Consider the following 25,828-nt stretch of genomic DNA (forward strand, 5'->3'; position numbering starts at 1 on the left):
GCTTAGAGGACGACGCCGAGCTCTTTATCGTGATCGCCTCCATCTGCGGCGGCAACCTGGAGAAGCTTTTGGAGAGATTCCAGGCGGGCTGCGCCTGCCTCACCAGCGTGCCCCGCCTTGACATAAGCGATAATGCCGCAGTCCGCGGTACCCGGCGCGTGCTCGCAGCCCTTGGGGCAGTGCGCTGAACCGGGGGAGAGGTCACTGAAAGACGCGACAATGGTTTCAGGTTCAACGTGCGCCAGCCCGAAGGAACGAATACCGGGGGTGTCAATAATCCAGGTGCCTGCGCTTCGATCTGCCGGACGCACCGCTAGGGCTGAGGAGGAGGTGTGGCGGCCTCGTCCGGTGTGGGCATTGACGTGGCTGGTGGCGCGTTCTGCCCCGGTCAGGGCATTGACGAGGGTGGATTTTCCAACCCCGGAGTGCCCCAGAAGCACGGAGACCTTACCTTCTAGTACCTCGCGTACTGCCTCAATGAGGGAATCTTCAAGACCTTGCGCGTCCTCTTCGCTGGGCGCTTTGCCGTCAGAAGATTTCGAGAGCACTATCTGTACGCCGGTGGCGCTGTAGTAGTCCAATAGCTCTTGGGGGTATTTGAGGTCTGTTTTGGTGATGCACAGAATGGGTGTGATGCCAGCGTCGAAAGCTGCGGCGACGGAGCGGTCAATAAAACCGGTGCGGGGCTCGGGGTTTTGCGCGGCCACCACAATGACGAGCTGATTAGCATTAGCTACCACCACACGTTCTACAGGGTCGGTATCGTCAGCGCTGCGTCGCAAGAGGGACGAGCGCTCTTGGAGTTTCACCAAACGCGAAAGGGTGTCAGTGCCTCCCGAGGTGTCACCCACCAGCCCCACGATATCGCCGGGAACAATGGGGGTGCGTCGTAAATCCTTGGCACGTACGGCGGTGACGGTGCGCTCGGTGTCACTGTTCTCGTCGATGACAGCGGTGTATCTGCCGCGGTCAACGGTAATAATGCGCCCCCACTCGGCGTGATCGTAGGTGGGGCGGTCTTTGGTGCGCGGGCGTGAGCCCTTTTTGTTGGGGCGGGCTTTGACCTCGTAGTCATCCCATGAGCGTGCCATTATGCACCCTTCTGCAGTTCAGCGAGCATGTTAGACCACAAACCGGTGAAATTCGGCAGGGTTTTTGAGGTGGTTTCAACGTTTTCGACGATGATTCCTTCGACAGCTAGACCCATCATTGCGGCGGCGGTTGCCATGCGGTGATCGGCGTAGGTGCGTACGGTGCCTGATTTTTGCACGGGGGCTGTAATACGAATACCGTCTTCGGTTTCTTCGCAGGTACCGCCTAATCGGTTAATTTCAGCGGTGAGGGCAGCCAGGCGATCCGTTTCATGTCCGCGTAAGTGGGCGATACCGCGCAGGACGCTGGTGCCTTCGCACAGGGCTGCAAGGGCAGCTACGGTGGGGGCTAGTTCGCCTGCCTCTGAGAGATCAAGATCAAGAGAAACCGTTCGTCGGTAGAGTCCGCCATCGGCGCCGGTAACGGTCAGTGAGTTTTCGCCCTGCTCGACGGTCGCGCCAAAGAGAGGTAGAATACTGCGCCAGTGGTCGCCACCCTGGGTCGTTTCAGCGGGCCAGTGAGGAATCTCCACTGTTCCCCCCGTAATCACAGCGGCACCAATAAAAGGCCCGGCGTTTGAAAGGTCAGGCTCAATGGTTACCTCAAAACCGGGGAATCTTTGTGGTTCAATGCGCCACTGATTCGGTACGGAGTCATCAATTTCAAGGCCCACCGACCGCAAAATCTCAACGGTCATCTCAACGTGGGGCATAGAGGGAATCGGCTTTCCACTGTGCTTGAGCGTCAAACCATGGGCAAAAGAAGCACCGGCTAACAGGAGAGCCGAGACAAACTGAGAAGAACCCGAAGCGTCAATGCTCAACTCCTGCCGCTCCACGCGTCCGAAACCCTCAACGGTAAAAGGCAAAGACCCCGAGCCGCCATCATCAACGCTCACACCCAAAGAACGTAGGGCATCAATCACCGGCAACATCGGGCGAGCATAAGCGTGCTCATCCCCGTCAAAATAAACCTGTGAGTTCACCAGAGCCGCTACCGGAGGAACAAAACGCATGACTGTACCGGCTAAGCCCACGTCCACGCGAACATCCCCCAAAGAAGTGCCCCGCGTCAAGGGAGTGACCCTGAGATCAGGACCAAACGGGGAGCCCGTCTCAACCTCGGTAAAACACGCCCCGAGAGCCTCCAACGCCGCAATCATCAAAGCGGAATCACGAGAATGAAGCGGCGCGTGAATCACCGACTCCGACGACGCAAGGGCAGCTAGCAATAGATACCGGTTAGTCAAAGACTTCGAACCGGGTACCTGAACCCGCGCCCGCCCGCTTGCCTGAGGCATGAAAAGCGCCAACCAGTCACCGGAATCCTGAACCTCGCCAACTGAGCGAGGACTATTTGCTAGGGGCACAGTCAATCCTTGAAAATCGGTAAAAATGTATTCTTCACCATTTTACGGGTGAGCCGGTTAAAGCACGAACGCCCCGCCCCTGCCCTTCACAAATATGAAGAGCAGAGCCAGGACGCTCGCACCCAGTATTTACTTACCGAAGATATCCTCAGCCTTCTCAGCAACATCAGCGGTAATCTTCTCAGACTTCTTCGCAACAGTCTCACCGAACTTGTTAGCGCGCCAAGCCAATGAGGGGTTGCCGTCAGTATCAACCGATGCCAAAGCAATAGCACCCAGCAAAGAACCGTTCTTCACCAAGTTATTGCGGCGAACAGCCTTCTGTTCCTTGGTATCGTGCTCCGCTGCCTTGTGCTCAATGTAAGCGTTCAGCGCACCAGCGCCCAACAACACAGTTGAAGAAATACGGGGCAGCTTACCCAAGGCAAAAAGCACACCGGCACCCACCTGAGCACCAGCCAACGCCTGACCCACCAAACGCTCCTGACCACGCAACACCGCGAGGCTGGGGTTAGTTGAAGCAGCCAAAGAAACAGCCTTCTTCAAGTGAGCGGACGAAGCCGGATCCTTTAAACGGTCAATGCCAGAAATAATAAAGCTAGAAGCCAAAGCAGGACGCGCAAGACGGCGTACGAGGGACATAAAGACACTCCTTAGTGCGTAATGTGATTGAAGAGGTATCGCATCTGAAACCTCACTCCTTACATCATAAACCTACTGGCAGAGCCAAAGGGATACGGCATCACACCCCGCCCAACACCAGAAATGACAATATTTCTTACCCCGACTCATTCATTTACTGAAATAAACAGAGGTGCTCTAGGGTTATACACAATGATTCTTTAACGGCACAGCCATAAGTGCCCACCACCGTCCCTCACCCGAGAACGACACCGGGCACTGTGAAGAAGGAAAACACTATGACCCCACCTGCTGTAGCTAACACTCAGCAAACGGTAGACCCCACCCAAGAGGACGCCGCTGCCCGCAAAGCGCGGTTCGAACGCGACGCCATGCAATATATCGACCAGCTCTACGCAGCAGCACTGCGCATGGCACGCAACCCAGCAGATGCCGAAGACCTGGTGCAAGAAGCGTACATGAAAGCCTTTTCGTCCTTTCACCAGTACACCCCCGGCACCAATCTCAAAGCGTGGCTTTACCGCATCCTCACAAACACTTACATCAACCTCTACCGCAAACGTCAGCGCGAACCTTATCAAGCAAACACTGACACCGTTGAAGACTGGCAACTTGCCCAAGCAAGTCAGCACGACTCCACCGGTCTAAAATCAGCCGAAATGCAGGCACTAGAAAACCTCCCCGACGCCGATGTAAAACAAGCTCTTCAACAAATCCCCGAAGATTTCAGAATGGCTGTCTACTACTCAGACGTCGAAGGATTCTCCTACAAAGAAATTTCAGAAATCATGGGCACTCCCTTAGGCACCGTGATGTCGCGCCTGCACCGCGGACGCAAACTCCTGCGGGACGCGCTCGCTGACTACGCCGTAGAACGCGGCTTCATTTCGACCACCACGCAGAAAGGATAACCACTGCAATGACCGATCTCAACGAGTGCAGCGGCAGCCGCTGCGAACAAGAAGTCAACAAAATTTATGAGTACCTTGATGGGGCAATCAGCAAAGACGATGTCATCACCCTCAAACAGCACCTCACCGCCTGCAGTAACTGCTCCCACGAGTACGATTTAGAGCTGATGATTCGCGACGCCATCAAGCGATCCTGCTGTGAGAAGGCACCCGAAGATCTCAAAGATAAAATCCGGGTGAGTCTTGATGAGATCAGAACTCAAAGCTAGGAAGTCACCCTCCTACCTTTTGCCCACGATGCCCAGTTATCTAATGTGGGTAGCTGGGTGCTGTGTTTTTTATACAAAAAACAGGCTCTGACACTTTTAGTGTCAGAGCCTGCAAAGTATTTCAAGGTACCTTATGCGTTGGGGCGCTTACCGTGGTTTGCGTTGCCCTTACGACGGTCCTTGCGCTTACGACCGCGCTTGCTCATGAGAGCCTCCTTTTACATGGTCGGTAGCAGCAATCATTCTCAAGAAGAATAATGAGCTACCGGTTGTACTGCTGCAACCGGAAAAATGGTCACAGCACTGCCGTCCATTTTCGCACATCTAGCAAGCGAATGCACCTTTGCGTCAGTGCAAGCTACCCCACGTTGAGCGGGGGATAGGCGAGAGGTAGCGAGTTTAGACAGGCTCGGGCAGGTTCAACCAGGAGTACCAACCGCGATGCAGTACCAGCCACGCAATCAAGCCGTAGCCTGACTGACCTGGCTTGCCGTCGTTAGCTGCCAAGTCGTTGCGCCACTGCTCATGGTGCAACAGCGGGTTGAACGTATCAACGTAAACATGGTTACGGCGGGTGACCACGTCAGCATATGCTGCGGAAAGGTCAGCGATACGGCGGTTGCGTTCAGCGTCCAAGGTGGGGGGCGGGCCAACTACTAACACCTTGATATTGCTCTGCGAGGCCATATCAACCATGTTCGCCAGGTTCAGGCGTGAACGCGCGTGAGTAAGACCCAAATCAATATCGAGGGTCGAGGGCGCAATGACCAGACGGTTATCTGCGCCCTGAGCAAAACGACGTGCCGCTTCTTCAAACCAGCGTGCATTCAGGGCTTCACCACCCTCGCCGGGAGCCGCCAGGTTGTAGGCAGCCACAGAGGCTACATTTTGCGGGGTACGTGCCATGACACGTCCGAACCAACCCAGGGCGCGCGGGTCGCCGACGCCTGAAAGCAGTTCATCACCCACCGCTACAATTCGAATGTTTCGCTGATCCACGAGAACCTTTTCTGTTGACTTAAACTCTTTAGACTCTAAAAATCTAAAAACTACTTATACATAAATATAGGCTGTGCAAGGCGGGCTACCCAAACTATCGCGGTTATTTCGTCACCTTACTGTCTCAGCACATTCTTTTACGCCGCAAAATGGGGTCTACGCCATGGAAAATGCGGTGCACAGGTTAGTTGATTAAACCTGTACACCGCATATTCTTTATTTTTAGCGTTCGAAGACCTCAGTCAAGATGTTATCAAGCTCAGCCTGGTGACGCTTACCGGTACCGGCAGCGGGTGAGGCTGACGCCGGGCGCGAAACCAGAGCCATCTTGTACCCAATATGAGGCATGAGATTGACCGCCAAGAAGGGCCACTGACCCTGATTAGCAGGCTCATCCTGAGCCCAAATGACCTCAGCATTGGGGTAGAGAGCAATCTGCTCCTTGATTTCATCTAAGGGCAGCGGGTAGAGCTGCTCTACACGAACAATCGCGGTCTTGGCGTCCTGACGCTTGATGCGCTCACCGTTCAAATCGTAGTAGAGACGACCAGATACAAAGACCAAGCGCTCAACTTCTGACGTGTTCAGGTTGCCCTGATCCTCAATGACGGGCTTGAAGCTGCCCTGAGTGAAGTCCTCAACCGATGACGCTGCTGCCTTCAAACGCAGAAGCTGCTTGGGGGTAATCAGCACCAGCGGCTTGTGCGGACGCGAGTGAGCGTGCTTGCGCAGCAGGTGGAAGTGCGATGCCGGGGTAGAAGGTACCGCTACGGTCATGTTGTTCTCAGCGCACAGCTGCAAGTAGCGTTCCATACGAGCTGACGAGTGGTCAGGGCCCTGACCCTCAAAACCGTGGGGGAGCATTAGAACCAGCGATGAGCGCTGTGCCCACTTCTGCTCTGCTGATGAGATGAACTCGTCAATCACGGTCTGGGCGCCGTTGGCGAAGTCACCGAACTGAGCCTCCCAGATCACCAGTGAGTCGGGGCGCTCTACGGAGTAACCGTACTCAAAGCCCAACACACCGTACTCAGAGAGCAGTGAGTTGTAGATGCTGAACTTACCCTGATCAGCGCTCAGATGCTCCAGCGGATTCCACTGGTTGCCGTTTTCGCGGTCGTGCAGAATCGCGTGACGCTGCACGAAGGTACCGCGCTGAACGTCCTGACCGCTCATACGAACGTCAATACCCTCAAGCAACAGTGAACCGAAGGCGGTGAGCTCACCGAAGCCCCAGTTGATGCCGCCCTTGGTTGACATAGCGGTGCGCTGCTCCAGCAGCTTCTTGAGCTTCTTGTGAATGGTGAAGCCTTCAGGAACATCAGCAAAAGCCTGACCAATGCGCTTGAGCATCTCGGGTGAAATCGAGGTGTTCTTGGGTACGTGTACTGAATCCTCAGACTGCTGGGCAGCCGGACGTTCAATGTTAGCAACAGCCGCCGCATCCGCGGTTACTAGGGGAGCAGAGGACGCCTGAGCCTCGTGAGTCTCAGTGAAGATCTGCTCCAGACGTGACTGGTAGTCCTTGAGCGCGCGCTCTGCTTCGTCCTGAGTGATGTCGCCGCGACCCACCAGAGCCTCGGTGTAGAGCTTACGGGTTGATGACTGAGCCTCAATCTGGGTGTACATGCTGGGTTGGGTCATCGAGGGATCATCCGCCTCATTGTGACCGCGACGGCGGTAGCATACGAGGTCGATGACCGCGTCCTTATTGAAGCGCTGGCGGTACTCGAAAGCGAGACGACCGGCGCGAACAACAGCTTCGGGATCATCTGCGTTGACGTGGAAAACGGGTGCCTGAACTACGCGAGCAACGTCGGTGGAGTAGGTGGAGCTGCGACCGTCTGCGGGGGTGGTGGTAAAGCCAACCTGGTTGTTAACCACGATGTGAACGGTACCGCCCACCTTATAGCCAGCAAGCTGTGACATCTGCAGGGTTTCAAAGACGATGCCCTGACCAGCAAATGCAGCGTCACCGTGAACCAGGATGGGGAGCACGGGGTAATCCTTGGTGCCGGTTGCTGTCAGAACGTCCTGCTTAGCGCGCACAATACCTTCAAGCACAGTGTTGACTGCCTCAAGATGTGAGGGGTTAGCGGCCAGGTACACCTGAGTCTGGTTGCCGTTATCAGAGGTGAATACGCCCTCGGTGCCTAGGTGGTATTTCACGTCGCCGGAGCCGCCGGTGAGGCGGGGATCCAGCTCGCCTTCGAATTCACGGAAAATCTGAGCGTAGGACTTGCCCGCAATGTTTGCCAAAACGTTGAGACGACCGCGGTGCGCCATACCAATAGCAACACCTGAGAGACCGTCATCTGCTGCTTCAGAGATGATGTAGTCCAGCAGTGGAATTAGTGATTCGCCGCCCTCAAGGGAGAAACGTTTCTGACCGAGGTACTTGGTCTGCAAGAAAGTTTCGAAGGCTTCAGCGGCGTTGAGCTTACCCATGACGCGGAACTGCTCTTCGCGGGTGGGCTTATTGTAGACGTGCTCAAGCTGTTCCTGGAACCACTCGCGCTCAGCGGGGGTTTCAATGTGCATGTACTCAACACCCATAGTGCCACAGTAGGCTTCGCGCAGCAGCTCAAGAATGGTCTTGAGAGTTAAGGTATCTTTCTCACCGAAGCCACCGGTGGGCCAGTAGCGATCAAGATCCCAGAGGGTCAAACCGTAGTTTTCTAAACGTAGATCGGGGTGGGAGAGCATCTCATAACCCAGGGGATTGGTCTGGGCGATGAGGTGACCGCGCACGCGGTAAGCGTGAATAAGTTGCTGGATGCGGGCAACCTTGGAGACCTCGATGGAAGGATCGACCTGGTTATCCACTGCCCAGCGAACAGGCTCAAAGGGAATACGCAGGGCGGTGAAGATATCGTCGTAGAAACCGTCGTTACCCAGCAGGTAGTTTTCGATGATCTTGAGGAACTCACCAGAACCTGCACCCTGAATGACGCGGTGGTCATAGGTTGAGGTCAGGGTCAGAATCTTTGAGACACCGGCGTTGGCAATGGTCTTTTCGGACGCGCCGCGGTACTCAGCGGGGTAATCCAGCGCGCCAGCGCCAATGATGGCAGCCTGACCCTTGGAGAGACGGGGCACGGAGTGTACGGTGCCGATGCCGCCGGGGTTGGTCAAAGAAACGGTGGTGCCGCGGAAGTCCTCGATAGTGAGCTTGCCGTCGCGTCCGCGCTTCACAATGTCATCGTATGCTGACCAGAACTCAGCGAAGGAGAGCTCTTCTGCACCCTTGATGTTAGGTACTACCAGGTTACGGCTACCATCGGGGCGGGGCAGGTCAATAGCGAGACCAAAGTTCACGTGTGCAGGCTGAACAGCAGCGGGGCGACCCTTCTCGTCCTCACCGTAAACAACGTTCATAGAGGGGAAGTTTGCTAGCGCACGAATGATGGCGTAACCAATGATGTGAGTGAAGGAAATCTTGCCACCACGGGTACGTGCTAGGTAGGTGTTGATAGCGGTGCGGTTGTCAATGAGAACCTTAGCGGGGACTGCACGCACAGTGGTTGCAGTTGGTACTGACAGGGACTCTTCCATAGTGGAGGCTACCGCCTTGGCAGGACCACGAAGGGTGGAGACGGTATCGACCTTCTCATCGGAGGAATCTGGGGTAACTGCGGTGTTTGACTCTGAGGGGCTCACTGAATCTGCCTTAGGTTGAACGGGTTGTGCTGTGGGAGTTGATGTCTGTTGCGGACGCGCGGGTTCGGCGTCTGTTGCCTCAGTTTTCTTCTCTGAAGCCTGAGATTCCTTCGTCGCTGAAGGGGAGTTTGAGGTGGTGGCGTCGCTGAGCTTTTCCTCAAAGAGCTGCCACCAGGACTCTTCAACGGATGACTTATCTTTTTTATACTTCTCGAACAGTTCGTCAATGAACCATTCGTTGCCAGCAAATTCTTCTGGCCAACTATTCTCTGACTGGTTTGGCACGCAATTCGCCTCTTCCATATCGTTTATTCTGTGCGCAGCGCCCACCGTGCGTTAGTCTTACTGCGCGGTGCGGTAACCCGCGTGCAAGTATTCAGCACAAATGATGGCGTCCTTTATAGATACAGTCTAGTAAGCTTGTAGGCTTATGACGAACACCACGGGTCGCTAAATGTCATAAATGACGATCGCGAAGGTGCGGTCGGTGAGTGGGACTTAGGGGGAAAAAGCTATTAACCACACTCTTGAGAGTCATTTTATGTGGTTTTTGAGGGGAGGTCGGTAAGATTCATGTGGTTTTTAGTGGGGTTTTGCTCTGTGGTTACAGGTTGGCTGTGGGTGGAAAAATTTTATAAAAATTTTAGGTTTTCACCGCGCGAGCACACCTTTGAATTCTTTCGGCAACAACCAAATGTAGCCCATTCCTCATGGTCTTAGCCCCTCACGAGGCAACTTCGCTATGCATACCTCAAGGTATCGTATTTCGCACCTGTTGCTGTAGGCGTCTTACCCTCAACTTCGCTACACTAGAAAACACTATGGACGACCCTTTTAGTTGCCGCCCACCCCAGAACGCCCCCTTGCAGGCAGCGCGTGCTGGACGCTCGGCTCATCTGATCATGAACCCTTGCTCCTTTAATAACTTCGCGGAGGTGACACCTTCGTGGAATGGATTCTCCTCGTTGTAGGTTTGCTGCTGATTCTCGGCACAGGCTTCTTCGTCGCCATGGAATTCGCGCTTGTAGCCCTTGACCAGTCAGCTGTTCAACAAGAAATCGAGAAGGGCGATTATAAAGGTAAAGCTGTTTTACAGTGCCTCAAGACTCTCTCAACCCAGCTTTCTTCGTGTCAGTTGGGCATCACGATTACAACCTTGCTCACCGGTTATACCCTTGATATTGCCTTGCAGTCGATGGCGGTTGGCACCATTTCAAGCTGGGGCTTATCAGAGTCGGTGGCTCGTGTTCTCACCTTAGTCTTCTCTATGGGTCTGGCTACCGCGCTTTCCATGATTATGGGTGAGTTGATTCCCAAGAACATGGCAATCGCCATCTCATACCCGACTGCTCGCGCGCTGGCGCCCTACCATCTTCTTTTCACCAAGATGATGGGCCCTTTGGTGCGCAGTATGAACGGTGCCGCGAATAAGATTCTCAACCTCTTTGGTCTTGAAGCTAAAGAAGAACTTTCGAGCGCACGTACCCCCGAAGAGCTTTCTTCGATGGTGCGTCGTTCAGCTGACCAGGGAACTCTCGATTCAGACACCGCTCGCTTTGTTGATAAAACCCTTTCCTTTGCTGAACTCACCGCAGTGGATGTCATGACATCGCGTCGTCAGATTCAAATGCTTGAAGACACTGCCCCTGTATCAGATGTCATTGAGCTGGCGCGTACCACCGGTCACTCACGTTTTCCTCTCTACCGTGAGGATCAAGATAACGTGGTTGGCGTAGTACACCTCAAGAAGGCTGTGGCTGTTCCCGAAGACATTAGACCCACTCTTGAGGCAGGGGCGCTCATGGAAGACGTACTGCGTGTTCCTGAGACCGTTCACCTTGATTCACTGCTCATGCAACTGCGTGAAGGCGCCTTGCAGCTTGCCATCGTCCTTGACGAGTACGGTGGCACAGCGGGTATGACCACCCTCGAAGATTTGGTAGAAGAAATTGTGGGTGAAGTATCTGATGAACACGACACCGGTAACACCGAAGAACTCGCTCTGAAACTCGGTAGCGGCGACTGGATTTTCTCAGGTTTGCGCCGTCCCGATGAGGTGAATGAATACATCGAACCGCTCACCGTCATGGAAAACCCTGCCTTTGAAACAATGGGCGGTTTTATGATGCATGCCCTCAGACGAGTCCCCGAAGAGGGCGATACCGTACCCGTTGACGGTGGCATCCTGCGCGTTGAAAAGATGGAACAACGACGCGTTGACCGACTGCGTTTCATTCCGCAAGCAACCGAGAATACTGAAATCACTGAGGGGAGCGTGCGCGCATGAACGACTGGTTAGCGCTTTCACTGCTGGTAGTTCTACTGGTGGGCAACGCCTTCTTCGTGGGTGCTGAGTTCGCGATTATGTCAACGCGCCGTTCGCAGATTGAACCGCTGGCGGACGCCGGTAACAAGCGGGCAAAAACAGCCCTTTACGCTATCGAAAACGTTTCTCTGATGCTGGCAACCTGTCAGCTGGGTATTACTGTCTGCTCGCTGTTGATTCTGAACGTTTCAGAACCCGCGCTGAAGCACCTGATGGCGGGTCCGCTTGAAGCTGTTGGTATTCCCTACCAAGTGGTATCAATTCTTAGCTTCGCGGTCGCTCTGATTATAGTGACCTACCTGCACGTGATTTTTGGTGAAATGATCCCCAAGAACGCAGCGGTATCGCTGGCAGCCCAGGGCGTTGCCCTGCTGTTCGCACCTCCGCTGGTACTACTCTCACGCATCTTCAAACCCGTGATTGCCCTCTTGAACTGGATTGCAGATCACACCCTCAAACTCATGAAGATTGAGCCTAAAGCTGAGGTCTCATCGACCTTCACCTTGGACGAGCTACAGAACATTGTGGCTCAATCTACGGCGGAGGGCACTGTGGCTGATGAAACCGGCGTGCTTTCGGGCGCTCTGGAATTTAGCTCAAAAAAGGTAGAAGAAATCATGGTGCCCCGAGAGGCAGTTGTTACCCTTAATTTCCCCTGTACACCCCACGACGTTGAGCGTTCCTGCGCGCAAACCGGTTACTCCCGCTTTGTTCTTCAAGACTCAGCCGATGAAACCTTCATGGGGTACATTCACGTGAAAGACACCCTGAACTTTTCAGGTGATCGCGCCGAGGAGAATATTCCCTGGTCGCGTTTGCGTCCGCTCGCTAGCCTGCGTCCTGAAATGGAAATTGACGAGGCGCTGGCAGTCATGCAGCGTAACCAAGCGCATCTTTCACACGTTGTCTCAAAGACCGGTCAAAGTCTTGGCGTGCTCTTTCTTGAGGACATCTTGGAGCAGCTGGTTGGTGAAATTAAGGACACCACCCAGGATCATATTCGCAGACGTGAAGCGGCAGCCCACCGTGCGCCCTAGATCAAGGTGGTAGTGAGAAAAAGCGAGTAGTGGCGGATTGTTAACAACTTGCGCCGAAGGCTCGGAAGGTTGATGCTTCCGAACCTTCGGTGCTTTAAAACAGGTCGAATCACAGGCGAAATCATAGGTGGACTAATGCGTCACACTGTGGCAGCTGTGGCTTGCGTGATTCCCTCTACGCCTATTAGTCTGAAACTGATAATCATTCTTATATAAAGGAAGGCATGTCATGTCAGTTCAACGTAAACTCTCGCTTCTTTCCCTCGCCACCCTAGCTCTTGCAGGCTGCTCTGCAAACGACGAAAATGCCTCCTCATCACCCGATGAAACGCTCGATATCGTAGCGACTACCGACGTGTACGCGGACGTCGCACGGGCGGTCGTTGGTGATACCGAGGGCGTGGAAGTCACCTCAATCATCGCCTCCACCAGCCAAGACCCCCACTCCTACGAAGCAACGTCTAACGACCGTCTAACGGTCAAGGACGCCGAGGTGGTAGTGCTCAACGGCGGCGGTTACGACACTTTCATGGAAGAGATGGCAGGCACCGATAATACCGAGCAAGCTGTGGTGAACGCGGTTAAGGTCTCAGGTTTCGTCTCTGGCGATGAATACGCAGAGCTGCTCGAAGGTCACCAGCACGGTCACGACCATGCTAAGGAAGAACACAGTCACGACCACGAGGATGAGGCACACAACCACGCCAAGAAAGGGCACCACCACAGCGAGGACGCCCACGACCACCATGACCACGGCTCATTCAACGAGCACGTGTGGTACCACTTCGATACCATGGGCAAGGTAGCGCTTGCGCTTGCTGATCAGCTTGCTCAGGTTGATACCGAGAACGGAAAGACTTACCGCGAAAACGCTGAATCCTTCGTGACAGAGATGAAGCAGCTAGCGGTAAATACCGAAGGCTTGAACCTCAAGGGCAAAAGCTTCGTATCATCAGAACCGGTGCCCAACTACATGCTCACCTCAGCCGGTATGGAAGACAAGACCCCCGCTGACTACGTAGAGGCGGTTGAGGCAGAATCTGATGTAGCTCCCCTCACCTTGCAAGAAATTAAGGACGAGATTACCGACGGCGATATTCACTTGCTCGCCTACAACGAGCAGACCGAAACCAACCAGACCGGTGAAATCCGAGCAGCAGCAGAAAACGCTAACGTCCCCACCGTTTCATTCACCGAAACCCTGCCCGAAGGCAAAAACTATGTAGAGTGGATGAAAGAAAACCTGGACAACCTGAAAAGTGCAGTAGCGTAAATCTATGACGATTATTAGTAAGCCTACCGCCTCCGTTGAAATCAACGGGGGCGGGCTTTCTTTTGGGCAGCGTAAACTGTGGGATGAACTCAACCTGATTATTGAACAGGGGGAGTACTTCGCGGTGCTCGGACCTAACGGCTCCGGCAAATCCACCTTCCTTAAAGTAGTCTTGGGTCTCACACCCATGAGTTCGGGCGTTATCAAGGTGTTGGGACGCCCCGCTCAAGCTGGGCACCCCGGCGTAGGCTATATTCCCCAGCAGAAGACCCTGGGTGGGGTCACCCTGCGTGCCAGAGATCTGGTGGGGTTAGGGCTAGACGGTCATAAGTGGGGCATTCGCCTCAACACCCGCAAGCACCGAGCTCTTGTCGATCAACTACTAGAATCCGTGGGTGCTAGTGACTACGCAAACGTCCCCGTAGGGCTTCTTTCGGGTGGCGAACAGCAGCGCCTGCGCATCGCCCAAGCGCTCGCTAACGACCCTCAGATTGTATTAGCTGATGAGGCATTACTGTCACTGGATTTGCACCATCAATATGCGGTGTCTGAGCTGATTCATCGCTATAACAAAGACCGTGCTGCCACGGTTATTTTCGTCACCCACGAGATTAATCCCATCATTGATCACGTTGATCGCGTGCTGTACCTTGCCAATGGACGCTTCACGGTGGGTGCGGTAGATCAGGTGATGACCAGCGAAGTGCTCAGCGATCTTTACCAAACTCCTGTTGAGGTTATTCGTTCCAACGGGCGCTATATCGTTGTTGGTGGCGACTCCCACACAGAACACTGTTCCACACCTGATATCGCACCGCACGTTCTACCTAAGGGGGCTTCACGATGACAGCGCTGATTCCTGCTGTGGCCCTCCAAGAGCTTTTTTCTCGCGTTTTCGTGTTTGAACGCTACGGTGAGCTTTTAGATTTACTCTCTACCTCTATTTGGGCGGGCGCTGTTCTGGGGCTTATTGGTGGTTTCGCTGGCACCTTCGTGATGATGCGAGATCACTCCTTTGCAGTACACGGCATTGCTGAAATGTCTTTTGCTGGCGCGGCCCTGTTTTTGCTGGTTGGCTACGATGTCGTTACTGGCTCGCTGGTTGGCTCCATTGTTGCCGCGCTGCTGATTGGTGCGTTGGGCGTCCGCCGTTCAGAATCTAACTCCGTTATTGGTGCGCTCATGCCTTTTGGTCTGGGGCTGGGTATTCTTTTTCTGTCGCTGTATCAAGGACGCAGCGCCAACAAGTTCTCTTTGCTGACCGGTCAGATTGTATCGGTAGATGCTTCTCAGCTCACCGAAATGATTCTCGGTGCAGTTATTGTGATTGCTGTGCTACTGGCTGTCTGGCGTCCATTGACCTTCGCTTCGCTTGATCCCGAGGTGGCACGCGCCAAGGGGGTGCCGATGGGTCTGCTCTCCATGATTTTTATGGTGGTGCTGGGCATTGCGGTTGCTCTATCAGTGCAGGTGGTGGGCGCTCTGTTAGTGCTTTCTTTGCTCGTCACCCCTTCGGCAGCGGCACAGCAAATCACCGCGTCCCCTCTGAATGTCCTCATCTTTTCGGTGATATTTGCGGAAATCTCAATAGTGGGCGGCATTATGTTGGCGTTGGCTGGCACTTTACCTATCAGCCCCTACGTTACGTCCATATCGTTCGCGATTTACCTAGTGTGCAGAGTGATCGGTAGGTATAAACGTCGCCATAGCGCATCCGGTAGAGCGCTGCCCGCAGTCTAAAATCACCCCATCAAACAGAGCACCGAGGCGTTGAATGTACCTCGGTGCTCTTGTCTATGAGTCTATGAAAATGTGGAGTGCGCGGGGCAGAGGGCTCGATTTAGCCGTGGGAACACTCGGCGCACAAACCGCTGATTTCAACGGTGTGGTTGATATCAGTAAAACCGAACTTTTCAGCCATGCTGTGAGCCCACTGCTCAACATCGGGTGCCTCAAGCTCAACCGCCTTACCGCAAGAGCGGCACATGAGATGGTGATGATGGTGCTCAGCCTGGCAACGGCGGTAAACAGACTCGCCGTCCTCGGTGCGAATCACATCAACCTCATTATTGGCAGCCATAGATTGCAGGAGCCTGTAAATGGTTGCCAATGATACTGTTTCATTACGTGAGAGCATGAGCTGGTGCAGCTCCTGGGCGCTCATAAAATCGTCAAGGTCAGCCAAAGTAGCCGTCACAATGCGTCGCTGCTTGGTGTTGCGAACTTCAGGCTTAGGCGCTTGTGTCATGGCTCGTGCCTCTTTCGTCAGTAGACTGATGTGGAAAATGTTCAGACAAAACTTTACCGGAAGCTTGAGGTGATTTCTTCGGTAGAAGCGTGCGGGGCGCGTCCGCTCGGCGCGTATTGCCAGGGGTGAAAATCAGGCGCGGGTGAGGTCTTTCTATTAGGCTGGAACTATGAAACTCACTAAATACACCCATTCATGTGTTCGCCTTGAAAATGAGGGCAAGGTACTGGTACTTGATCCCGGTGGCTTTTCTGAGGTTGAGACGGCGCTCGATGGCGCCGATTACATCTTTGTTACCCACGTTCACCCTGATCATTTCGATGTTGAGCGTGTTGCCGCTTTCATCGAGAAGAATAAGCAGGTTCCCGTCTATGCTCCGCAGGCTGTTCTGGACGCGCTGGTCGAGAAGGTTGAGGATGCTCAGGTGTACCTTGCAGACGCTAAAGAAACCATCTTACTGGAGGGCTTTGAACTGAAAACCTTTGGTGGTCAGCACGCGCTCATTCATCCCCTCATTAAGACCATCGACAATGTGGGTGTGTTGGTGAACGATAACGTGTTCCACCCGGGCGACTCTTTCACGGTGCCTCACGGTATCCAATCGAAAACTTTGCTGGCTCCGATTCATGCCCCCTGGAACAAGATGAGCGAGGTCATTGACTTTGTGATTTCCGTGGGTGCCTCCACTGTTTACCCGATTCACGATTCTCTCCTGGCAGATTCGGGGCGCAACTTGATTGAAACCCAGGTAACTAACCTGACCGCTGATTACGGAGTGAGCTACAAACACCTCGATACCGGCGACACTGTAGAACTTTAAAGACCTAGAAACAAAAGGGAGAAGAAAATGTCTACTATTTTCACCAAGATTATTGAGGGTGAGTTGCCCGGACGGTTTGTGTGGAAAGACGATGAAGTTGTTGTCTTTTTGACTATTGAGCCCCTGGCTCATGGGCACGTGCTGGTGGTACCTCGCGCTGAGATTGAGCACTGGGTTGATATGCCCTTAGAGCTTTCAGCCCGCGTTTTTGAGGTCGCTCACACCGTAGGCAAGGCGATTAATACCGTCTGGCAGCCCGCTAAGGTTGGCGTTGAGATTGTTGGTTTGGATGTACCGCACGTTCATGTGCATGTGTTCCCGGCCAAGAGCATTCAGACCTTCAACTTCGCTCATGCTGAGAAGAACCCCGACGCTGTTGCCATGGATGAATCGGCGCAGAAAATCCGTGACGCCCTGCGCGCAGCGGGCCACGGGGAATTCGTGCCTGAAAGCTAAGCCCTAGCCAGTAAAGCATCATATTAACAGGAAGAAGGCGGTCTTACAAGAGACCGCCTTCTTCTTGCTTCTTAGGGAGTTTTTGCTGAACGAGCAGCGCTAACTATGTTCAGTGCTACTACTTATTTAGTGCCTCTACCGCCTCTCGCAGCGCTTTGCCAATGCGCTTTTCAGAAACGGTGTAGGCGGTGCCCAAGTCTTGGGCGAAGAAGCTAACGCGCAGCTCTTCGATCATCCACTCCACACGTTCCATCTCGCGTGAGGGAACAGTACCCGCAGGGAGCTTTTTGACCGCGGTATCGTAAGCGTCTTCGAGGTCTTGCACTGCCAGCATCAGCTGGTTATCCCGGTTGATTTGAGCACCCACCAGCTTGTTAATGCGAATCTGCATAGCTTTGAGGTAGCGCGGCAGATGCACTAACTGGTCGTAACCGGTCTTGGCAACAAAACCGGGGTAGATGAGGTGCTCCAACTGAGCCTTGATGTCACTGATTGCGTGAATGACCGCCATCGACGAAGACTTTTTGATGAGCTTACGTACCGTTGCCGCCTCAGAAAGAATTTCAGCAACGAGCTTGGTGACCTCAAAAACAGTGTCAATCAATTCTGCCCGAACAGCGTTGAACAGTTGCTCAAACTCTGCCTTCTCAAAGATAGGCGTGTGTGGGGTGAGCTTATCAACGGCAGCAACCGTACAGTCAGTAATAAGCTGATCGATTGAACCGTGGGGGTTCTGCGTGAAGACGATTTTCTCTTTATTGTTTAGGTGATCGCTGACATAGCGCACGGGGGAAGGTACCTGCAACTGTAAGAGGCGAATGACGCCTGCTCGCTGGGCGCGCAGCTGCTCCGTTTCGTGGGGGAAAATCCTTACACCCACGCTACTGCCTTCATCCACCAGGGCGGGGTAGCCTGCCACCGTTTGTGTTGCGATGGATCGCTCAATTTTGCGCGGTAGATCGGGCGTTGGCCACTCGGTGAGACCGCTGCGTTCAACGCTCTGGGCTGAACCTGCTTGGTTTTTGCCTGCACGGCAGCTAGCATCCATTCTCGGTGAGGGGGCGGACGCGCGTCCGCCCGTCGCTTTACCCTGGGCAGGTTGAGCGGGGGCACCACTCAACATTGCTGCCAAAGCATCGGGGGAAGCACCCAAAGAAGCCGCTAATGCCGAGCGAATCTCGGTGTGTAGCCTGCTCTGAAGCTCCTTGAGATCCTTACCTTCACCCAGAATCTTGTTCTGGGGATTGCGCACCTGAAAAGTGAAACGCAAATGCGGGGGCACAGCGTCCCACTCGAAAATATCAGGGTCAACCACGTGCCCGCGCAGACGGCGCAATACCAAGGCAAGTGCCTCTTCGAGGGATGACTCAGTCGGTGAGAACTCCTCATTGAGCAGGGCAACCGCTTGGCGCGCTACGTCCGGGGCAGGCACAAAGTTCTTGCGCTGCTGCTTAGGCATAGACTTAATGAGCGCCGTGACCAGCTCTTCACGCAGACCGGGAATCAGCCATTTGAAAGGAGCGGGCTCCAACTGGTTAAGAAAGAGAACCGGCACCTGCACCGCGATACCATCGGTCTGGGCATCGTGGGAACGTACCCCGCCAACTGCCACCGCAGGGGCGTATTCGTAGCGTAAATCCAGCACCAGCTCACCGCCACTGCCCTGAGCAACCCAGGTACGCGGGAACGCCGACTCATCGTAATCGGCAGCCTCTTCATCAATCAGATTTTCCGGGCTGAAGTCTAACAAGTGTTCGTTGCGTGTGCGCTCTTCCTTCCACCACTTATCAAAGTGGCGTTCAGAAACAACACCAGCGGGAACTCGTGCGTCGTAGAAATCAAAGAGGATTTGATCGTCCACCCGCAAATCGCGGCGACGCAAACGAGCTTCAAGCTCTTCAACGGCCGCTAGGGCTTTCTGATTGCGCTTGAAGAAATGATGACGGGTATTCCAATCGCCCTCCACTAGAGCAGAGCGAATGAACATCTCACGCGAAAGCACCGGGTCAATACGCCAGTACTGCACGCGACGATCAGCAATAATCGGCACCCCGTGCAGGGTTACCTTCTCATACGCCATCACAGCGCCCAGCTTGGACGACCAGTGTGGCTCAGAATAATGACGTTTAACCAGGTGAGAGCCGACTTCTTCAACCCATTCCGGCTTAATATCGGCATTCATACGTGCCCACAGACGAGAAGTTTCTACTAACTCAGCAGACACAATCCAATCGGGGCGTTTCTTGAACAGAGCAGACCCCGGGAATATCGCAAAACGGGTACCGCGGGCACCTAAATACTCATTCGGGTTGCGCTCATCTTTCAAACCGATATGCGAGAGCAAACCAGCCAACAGCGATTTATGCAGAGCTTCTTCGTGGGCAGCAGGGTCAATATCGCGCCCGCTGGACACTGAAATGCCAGCCGAACGACCCATCTCACGCAACTGGGCAAAAAGATCCTGCCACTCGCGCACCCTCAGAAAGTTAATGAACTCCCTGTGACACATCTTTCTCAACTGGCTGGAGGAAAGCTCCTCCTGCTTCTCATTCAAAAAGCCCCACAGCAACAAGAAACTCAAAAAGTCTGAGGTTTCATCGGCATACCGCTTGTGCATGGCATCTGCCTCACCGCGCTTCTCCGACGGACGCTCGCGCGGATCCTGAATAGTCAACGCAGCTGCAAGCACCATCATTTCTTTGGCGCACCCGCGCTGATTAGCCTCAACAATCATGCGCGCCAAACGCGGGTCAACAGGTAAAGCCGCCATCGCGCGTCCGGCAGCAGTGAGAGGGGAAGACGCGCCGCGGCGGCCCCTGGACGCTGACTTCTGGGCGTCTTTGAGAGCGCCCAGCTCACGCAAAAGATTCACACCGTCATTGATCGCGCGTTTTTCGGGCGGCTCCACGAAGGGGAACTTCTCAATATCACCGGGGGAGCGCACCACACCAATAGCCGTCATCTGCAAAATAACCGCAGCTAGATTGGTACGCAGAATCTCGGGATCGGTAAACTCCGGGCGAGAAACGAAATCCTCTTCAGAATAAAGACGAATCGCGATACCGTCACTGGTACGTCCCGCTCGACCAGAACGCTGGTTGGCGCTCGCCTGTGAAATGCGTTCAATGGGTAGACGCTGAACCTTGGTGCGGGCAGAGTAGCGTGAAATGCGGGCGGTGCCGGTATCAATCACGTACTTAATGCCGGGTACGGTCAGGGAGGTTTCAGCGACGTTGGTTGCCAGTACAATGCGGGGCTTACCTGAGGGGCGGAATACCCGGTGCTGCTCTGCCATTGACAGGCGGGCATAAAGGGGCAAAATCTCATAGCTACCAAAACGGCGCGATGAAGCAACCAAAGAACGCAGAGCGTCCTCAGCATCACGGATTTCGCGTTCACCCGAGAAGAAAATCAGAATGTCGCCGGGTTCTTCTTCTGATAGCTCGCGGACGGCCTCTAAAATACCGTCGATGGGGTCGCGGTCTTCATCTTCAAGACCATCACCGGCGTCCTCAGCATCTTCACCACCGTCGCCCGTGCACGGGTTGTTCAGGGGCCGGTAGCGAATTTCTACGGGGAAAGTGCGTCCCGACACCTCAATGATGGGCGGCGCATCATCGGGCACCAGCTGCTCGGCGATTTCTTTTTCTTCTGGGCTGAGGCTCTCGTCAACGATTCCTTTACCGGGCACAAAGGACGGCGCGAAGTGGCGGGCAAAGCGTTCGGGGTCAATGGTTGCTGAGGTGATGATGACCTTGAGGTCGGGGCGCTTGGGCAGCAGACGCTTGAGGTACCCCAGAATAAAGTCAATGTTGAGTGAGCGTTCGTGTGCCTCATCGATGATGATAGTGGAGTATTTACGCAACTCGCGGTCATTGGCGATTTCTGCCAGCAGAATACCGTCGGTCATCAGTTTGATGGCTGAGTTCTCTGAGACTTCAGAAGTAAAACGTACCTGGTAGCCCACGGTCTGCCCCAGCTTCTCGCCCAGTTCTTCGGCGATGCGTTCGGCAACGCTGCGGGCGGCTAGACGGCGGGGTTGGGTGTGGCCGATGAGACCTGTTTCGGCAAGACCGAGTTGCAGGCACATTTTGGGAATCTGGGTGGTTTTACCCGAGCCGGTTTCGCCAGCAATAATCACTACCTGATGGTCACGAATTGCCGCCATGATGTCGTTGCGGCGTGCTGAGACGGGCAGCGATTCGGGGTAGCTGATGGCTGCCACATCGAGGGTAACCACCGGGGGAGTGAACTGGCGTTTACTGCCTGAGCGGTTGTTGTTCTGCTGGTTGCGACGTGGTGCTGAGCCTTTACCGCGCTGGGAGCGTTTCTTATTGCGGTTGCCCCGCGGTGAACCCTGAGCGGACGCGCCTGCCTCCGCCTGCTGGGACACTTCGGTTTTTTCGGGCGTGCGGGTGGACGCTGCGTGCATAGCCTGAGCCATAGCGGCAAAAGAAGGCTGAGAAGATGAAGTAGACATACTGGTTACTAGTTTAGTGGGTGTGCAAGACTGAAAAACAATATTCGTAAGAAGAGCCGTGCTGTGGCACCTTACAAGGAGTTTCTCTCATGACCGTTTTTTATCTGAGACCGTGGCGGCTTGAGGATGCCGGTGAGCTTTTCAGGCTCTACCGGGAACATAGCGATCTCCACCGGCAGATGAGGTCTCTGACCGGTGAGGGTGATGCCAGGGTGCTGATTGAAGAGAACTTTATACCGGCTAAAAATCGTAGTGTCTGGTGCGTGGAGCACGCGGGTAACCCGGTGGGGTTGGTGGGCATTAGCTTTGAGGGGCTCTGCGGTGACTCGTATGATCGCGGCTGGGTTTACTACTGGAACGGTGGCACCTTGCGCGGCTTAGGCGTTATGAAACACCTGGTCAAAGCCGTGACGGATTGGGCTCTTGCCTACCCTCACGCGCAGACGCACGCGTCCTTAGAACTGGGTGAATACACCCTAGAAGTCAGCGAGCTACTTGCTGCACCCAGCCCCCGCCTTCGCCGTCTTGAACTGGGGTGCCGCACCAATAACCCGGCATCGGGTGCTATTGCCGTCTTTGCCGGTTTTAGGGGTGAAGGATGCGAGCGCGAAAAATTCGTGGTGGACGGTGAACCGGTAGATGTTATGGTGGCGGGCAGGCTGGCAAGCGATGGAGTAGACGGTGCGCAGTCAGCTTCGTCGATTCACCACATTGAACTATGGACAAGCGATTTCGCGAAGAATCTGCCCGCGTGGGAGGCCCTCTTTGCAGCTCTCGGTTGGCAACAAGAATCGACATGGCAGAACGGAATATCCTTCACAGAACCAACGGCGAATACTTACGTCGTGATTGAGCAGTCACCTGACGTCAGCGGTAGCCATCAGCGCACGCATGCAGGGATGAATCATCTAGCTTTTACCACCTCCCGTGGGCTGGACGATATCTGCTCGTATCTAACGCGCCGGGGATGGTCTGAGCTCTTTGCCGAGACGTACCCTTACGCTGGCGGGCAGGAGCATTGTGCCCTCTATCTTGAGAATGAAGAAGGGTTCGAAGTTGAGATTGTGGGCAGCTGCTAGAGCCTTCGTGCTGGGTACTAGGACACCTTCTTGCACCATTTTGTGACAGATTGTTACGTGCTTTCGCCAGAGTACGGACGTGTGTCCCCCATTCTGTGTAGAAGCTAAGTTACCAACGCGTACCCCTAGGTCAGCACATCGTTACCCGCGGGTAATAGAACGTATGTTACTGGTTAGGAAATATGGTGCTGAGGAGTTATCCACAGGTTGGTAGAAACCCGATTGAATACACCCAGCGCTTTCGCTAGATTCATGGAAGCCAAGTTGCTTAGAACCCAGCTTGGTATGCAACCACGAACTGAACCACATGAACCACTGGAGGAAGGGTAGCCTTGGCTATAGCGACCACTGACAACCGCCAGGGCTACCGCCTCGTCGAAAATGAAGTGCGTGAACTGGTGCGGCGCAGCGGCATTGACCCGCTGACTGATTTTGAGCAAACCAAACGGCTAATCCAGTCTGCACTGGCTGACTACGAGAAGCGCATGATGACAGGTTCACTGCCTTTTATCGATGACTTTGCCGCTGCGGAACGCTGGCTAACCGACGCTATCTGCGGCTTTGGCGAACTACAGCCCTACCTGGATGACCCCACGGTAGAGGAAATCTGGATTAACTCACCCCACGAAGTTTTCATCGCCCGCGCCGGTGAATCTGAGCTAACGGGCTTGAGTCTCACCGATGACCAGGTGCGCTACCTTGTAGAACGCATGCTCAAAAGCTCGGGTCGCCGCCTAGATCTCTCCAGCCCCTTCGTAGATGCTGCATTACCCGATTATCCAAGTCTTGTACGGTGCGGAGAATATCGACAGTTGATCGGCCAAGCCTATCGAGACGAGTAACTACAATTGAGTCTTTTTTCTCGCGCGTACTCCAAGGCAGCTGCTAGGCCGGGGCGACTTGATTTAGCACCTGATAGCTGGTCTGTATAGATTTTTCCACAACCATAACTTTTAAGGACTTGTTGCTGAGCATTTAGCGAGTCCTGTTGATATTGCGTTGAAACTCGCGCGTATCCAATCTTCACACCTTATTCCTCTTCTAGAAGGTTCAGCAGATGGGTTGAGTAGAAAAACGGAAATGCTAGGATCACGCACGCCATGATTGAAAACAGAAAAGTATCGCTCATAATTGTGTTTGATTGCTTGTCTTCCATGCTGAATAGGGGGATAGAGGCGATAAAAGCCAGAGTCACTGCGAAACCTGACTTAATTGCGGTTAGCTGGGTCTTTAAACGCGCTTTAAATTGCGATGGTTCTGCTTTGAGGAAGCGGAAGAGGCGAATGCTAAAGAACAAAATAGCTCCGGTAGGTACGAAGTACAGCAAAAAAATATGGATAAAGCTCCTTTCTCATGTTCCCCCCGAAAGGTGAGATAGGACAAATAGACAAAAAGAAAAACAACACAGATGATAGCGACCAGGGGAGCTAGACACCGATGACGAGACAGAGACATACCACTTCTTTCTATGTGATTGATAAACCAACGTTTTTGACGCACTCACCGAGCAGTACGCAAGAAGACCTTCAACTCCCTGAGAGATGTATCAAAACATTGCGTCAAAATGATTATGCGTCATAACCGGCAAGGTTTACGTTTTTGACGCACATGGCAAGACACGAGCGGTAAAAAACATCAAGAAACTGCTACTTTGAGTAGCACTTGCTTAGTGGAAGGGAACTCTGGCCTGATGTGGTTGACCACCTGCGATCAGCTATCCGCGCCGGTCTTTCGCTCCCTGAGGCTCTCATGCAGTTGCAGTATCGCGGGCCTGAAGTGCTACGTCCTGCCTTTGAAACTTTCGCCCGCGACTACCGTGCCAGCGGTGAATTCGTGCCCTCGCTCAATAGGCTTAAAGAACGTCTAGCTGACCCCACCGCTGACAACATCATTGAGGCTCTCAAAGTTACCCGTGAGGTGGGTGGCACCGATCTCGGGCGGTTGCTGGGCACCTTGAGCGAGTTTTTGCGCGAGAGCGCCCGAACCCGCGCGGAACTTGAAGCCCGCCAGTCGTGGACGGTCAACGCGGCACGTCTTGCTTCTCTTGCTCCCTGGCTGATTCTGTGCCTAATGGCTACCCAGCCCGGAACCGTGCAGGTGTACAACTCTTTTGCTGGGCTCATGGTGATGGTCGGTGGCCTGGTAATTACCGGTATCGCTTACATCTTGATGCTGAAACTCGGTGCCCTGCCCCGCGAAAAGAGGGTGCTGGCATGAACTGGTTAATTGTTATCGGGTGTACCCTGGCTGCGGGTATCTGGCTGGTGTTCCTCAGCGCCAAAGCCGCCCGTTCTATTGATTTTTCCGAACGCATTGCCCCCTATATGCGTAGCTCAGAACTGAAATCGACTCTGCTTGAAGAAACAACCTTCAATAAACAGGGAATTTGGGGTGGTCTTTACCAACTGGCGCTGCCTTTTGTGACGGACGCGCTCAACCGTTTTTCACTGGGTACAGCTAGTGGCGCTGCTCTTGAGAGACGCCTCGAACAGGCTCATGAGGGCAAAACTGTTGCTGATTTTCGTGCCGAACAGATTGTGTGGGCGCTGGCGTCCTTCGCTTTTAGCATCTTTCTCGTGAGCATTGCAGCCTATCAGGGGCGAACCTCACTGGTAGCTGGTGCAGCCCTTTCAATTGCCTGTGGTATCGCTGGTTTCATCGGGCGGGATTGGTGGTTGAGCCAGAGTATTCAGCGCAGGGAAAAACAGATGCTTGCGGAGTTCCCCGCGTTGGCTGAGCTCATGGCGCTATCCGTGACCGCCGGAGAGTCAGCGGTCAACGCTCTCGAACGCGTCTGCCGGGTATCGAACGGTGAGCTTTCCACCGAATTCAAGAAGATTCTCGCGCAAACTCGTTCCGGCGATGGGCTGGTGCCCGCCCTGCAAGATTTTTCTCAACGCACCTCAGTCACTGCACTTTCCCGATTCGTAGATGGCATTGTAGTGGCCGTTGAGCGCGGTACTCCACTCTCTGATGTTCTGCGAGCCCAAGCCCAAGATGTGAGGGATGTAGCCAAGCGCGAGCTCATGGAAACAGCCGGCAAGAAAGAGATCGCCATGATGGTTCCCGTGGTGTTCTTCATTTTGCCACTGACCGTGATTTTCGCGGTATTCCCCGGTATATCCCTTCTCCAACTCGACTTTTGAAAAACCTAACGAAAGGAATAA

At 54.1% G+C, this 25,828-nt stretch carries 19 protein-coding genes and 3 pseudogenes; 13 read left to right on the forward strand and 9 right to left on the reverse strand.

What is annotated here, in order from left to right:
* Positions 1–2: 2 nt before the first annotated feature.
* From rsgA to JR346_RS03795, 3 genes are all read right to left on the reverse strand, one after another.
* A complete protein-coding gene (gene rsgA, locus JR346_RS03785) occupies positions 3–1,091 on the reverse strand; it encodes a ribosome small subunit-dependent GTPase A (RefSeq protein ID WP_205483364.1) in 1,089 nt (362 codons plus the stop codon).
* Positions 1,091–2,467: a 3-phosphoshikimate 1-carboxyvinyltransferase gene (gene aroA, locus JR346_RS03790; protein ID WP_370592593.1), complete on the reverse strand. Its 1,377-nt coding sequence runs from the start codon at positions 2,465–2,467 to the stop codon at positions 1,091–1,093. The genes rsgA and aroA overlap by 1 nt, the downstream gene beginning before the upstream one ends.
* Before the next feature lie 123 nt (positions 2,468–2,590).
* On the reverse strand, positions 2,591–3,103 hold the full coding sequence (locus JR346_RS03795) for a DoxX family protein (protein ID WP_204877009.1): 513 nt from the start codon (positions 3,101–3,103) through the stop codon (positions 2,591–2,593).
* Positions 3,104–3,381: 278 nt separating this feature from the next.
* Here JR346_RS03795 and JR346_RS03800 point away from each other — a divergent pair, with 278 nt between their 5' ends.
* Positions 3,382–4,014, forward strand: a complete 633-nt coding sequence (locus JR346_RS03800) for a sigma-70 family RNA polymerase sigma factor (protein WP_204877007.1) — start codon at positions 3,382–3,384, stop codon at positions 4,012–4,014.
* A gap of 8 nt (positions 4,015–4,022) precedes the next feature.
* Positions 4,023–4,283, forward strand: coding sequence for a mycothiol system anti-sigma-R factor (gene rsrA / locus JR346_RS03805; RefSeq protein ID WP_205483366.1), 261 nt, complete (start codon positions 4,023–4,025; stop codon positions 4,281–4,283).
* A 131-nt stretch (positions 4,284–4,414) separates the two neighbouring features.
* Here rsrA and JR346_RS10600 read toward each other — a convergent pair whose 3' ends face one another.
* The 3 genes from JR346_RS10600 to JR346_RS03815 all read right to left on the reverse strand — a co-directional run bounded on the left by JR346_RS10600 (position 4,415) and on the right by JR346_RS03815 (position 9,227).
* Positions 4,415–4,489, reverse strand: a complete 75-nt coding sequence (locus JR346_RS10600; RefSeq protein WP_370592494.1) for a 50S ribosomal protein bL37 — start codon at positions 4,487–4,489, stop codon at positions 4,415–4,417.
* A gap of 193 nt (positions 4,490–4,682) precedes the next feature.
* Complete coding sequence (locus JR346_RS03810) at positions 4,683–5,282, reverse strand: GDSL-type esterase/lipase family protein (protein ID WP_204877004.1); 600 nt, start codon at positions 5,280–5,282, stop codon at positions 4,683–4,685.
* Between the two features lie 222 nt (positions 5,283–5,504).
* Positions 5,505–9,227: a multifunctional oxoglutarate decarboxylase/oxoglutarate dehydrogenase thiamine pyrophosphate-binding subunit/dihydrolipoyllysine-residue succinyltransferase subunit gene (locus tag JR346_RS03815; RefSeq protein WP_370592594.1), complete on the reverse strand. Its 3,723-nt coding sequence runs from the start codon at positions 9,225–9,227 to the stop codon at positions 5,505–5,507.
* Between the two features lie 661 nt (positions 9,228–9,888).
* Between JR346_RS03815 and JR346_RS03820 the strand changes: the two genes are divergently transcribed.
* From JR346_RS03820 to JR346_RS03840, 5 genes are all read left to right on the forward strand, one after another.
* Positions 9,889–11,229: a hemolysin family protein gene (locus JR346_RS03820; protein WP_204877000.1), complete on the forward strand. Its 1,341-nt coding sequence runs from the start codon at positions 9,889–9,891 to the stop codon at positions 11,227–11,229.
* A complete protein-coding gene (locus JR346_RS03825; RefSeq protein WP_205483370.1) occupies positions 11,226–12,305 on the forward strand; it encodes a hemolysin family protein in 1,080 nt (359 codons plus the stop codon). The genes JR346_RS03820 and JR346_RS03825 overlap by 4 nt, the downstream gene beginning before the upstream one ends.
* A 229-nt stretch (positions 12,306–12,534) precedes the next feature.
* Positions 12,535–13,578 carry a metal ABC transporter solute-binding protein, Zn/Mn family gene (locus JR346_RS03830; RefSeq protein ID WP_205483379.1) on the forward strand — a complete coding sequence of 348 codons (1,044 nt, stop codon included), beginning with the start codon at positions 12,535–12,537 and terminating at the stop codon, positions 13,576–13,578.
* Between the two features lie 4 nt (positions 13,579–13,582).
* Positions 13,583–14,425, forward strand: coding sequence for a metal ABC transporter ATP-binding protein (locus JR346_RS03835; protein WP_205483386.1), 843 nt, complete (start codon positions 13,583–13,585; stop codon positions 14,423–14,425).
* On the forward strand, positions 14,422–15,318 hold the full coding sequence (locus JR346_RS03840) for a metal ABC transporter permease (RefSeq protein ID WP_205483388.1): 897 nt from the start codon (positions 14,422–14,424) through the stop codon (positions 15,316–15,318). Before JR346_RS03835 ends, JR346_RS03840 begins: the two co-directional genes overlap by 4 nt.
* 100 nt (positions 15,319–15,418) lie before the next feature.
* On the opposite strand, the gene JR346_RS03845 is transcribed toward JR346_RS03840, so the two are convergent.
* Positions 15,419–15,826, reverse strand: coding sequence for a Fur family transcriptional regulator (locus tag JR346_RS03845; protein WP_204876984.1), 408 nt, complete (start codon positions 15,824–15,826; stop codon positions 15,419–15,421).
* Positions 15,827–15,995: 169 nt separating this feature from the next.
* On the opposite strand from JR346_RS03845, the gene JR346_RS03850 reads away from it, so the two are divergent.
* Together JR346_RS03850 and JR346_RS03855 are read left to right on the forward strand one after the other, a co-directional pair.
* Entirely contained in the window at positions 15,996–16,646 is a 651-nt protein-coding gene (locus tag JR346_RS03850; RefSeq protein WP_204876982.1) for an MBL fold metallo-hydrolase, read from the forward strand.
* A 27-nt stretch (positions 16,647–16,673) separates the two neighbouring features.
* Positions 16,674–17,102, forward strand: a complete 429-nt coding sequence (locus tag JR346_RS03855; RefSeq protein WP_205483390.1) for an HIT family protein — start codon at positions 16,674–16,676, stop codon at positions 17,100–17,102.
* Between the two features lie 118 nt (positions 17,103–17,220).
* On the opposite strand, the gene hrpA is transcribed toward JR346_RS03855, so the two are convergent.
* Positions 17,221–21,582: an ATP-dependent RNA helicase HrpA gene (hrpA, locus tag JR346_RS03860; RefSeq protein WP_205483392.1), complete on the reverse strand. Its 4,362-nt coding sequence runs from the start codon at positions 21,580–21,582 to the stop codon at positions 17,221–17,223.
* An 89-nt stretch (positions 21,583–21,671) separates the two neighbouring features.
* Here hrpA and JR346_RS03865 point away from each other — a divergent pair, with 89 nt between their 5' ends.
* Together JR346_RS03865 and JR346_RS03870 are read left to right on the forward strand one after the other, a co-directional pair.
* Positions 21,672–22,661 carry a GNAT family N-acetyltransferase gene (locus JR346_RS03865; RefSeq protein WP_205483394.1) on the forward strand — a complete coding sequence of 330 codons (990 nt, stop codon included), beginning with the start codon at positions 21,672–21,674 and terminating at the stop codon, positions 22,659–22,661.
* Between the two features lie 338 nt (positions 22,662–22,999).
* Positions 23,000–23,437, forward strand: a pseudogene (locus JR346_RS03870) (CpaF family protein); the annotation flags it as partial.
* Here JR346_RS03870 and JR346_RS10605 read toward each other — a convergent pair.
* Positions 23,376–23,688 (reverse strand): annotated as a pseudogene (locus JR346_RS10605) (recombinase family protein). The pseudogenes JR346_RS03870 and JR346_RS10605 overlap by 62 nt on opposite strands.
* 647 nt (positions 23,689–24,335) lie before the next feature.
* Here JR346_RS10605 and JR346_RS03880 point away from each other — a divergent pair.
* Together JR346_RS03880 and JR346_RS03885 are read left to right on the forward strand one after the other, a co-directional pair.
* A pseudogene (locus tag JR346_RS03880) lies at positions 24,336–24,878 on the forward strand (type II secretion system F family protein); the annotation flags it as partial.
* Entirely contained in the window at positions 24,875–25,807 is a 933-nt protein-coding gene (locus tag JR346_RS03885) for a type II secretion system F family protein (RefSeq protein WP_205483408.1), read from the forward strand. The pseudogene JR346_RS03880 and the gene JR346_RS03885, both read left to right, overlap by 4 nt.
* The last annotated feature ends 21 nt before the right edge of the window (positions 25,808–25,828 follow it).

Source organism: Rothia sp. ZJ932, from assembly GCF_016924835.1.
Lineage (GTDB): Bacteria > Actinomycetota > Actinomycetes > Actinomycetales > Micrococcaceae > Rothia.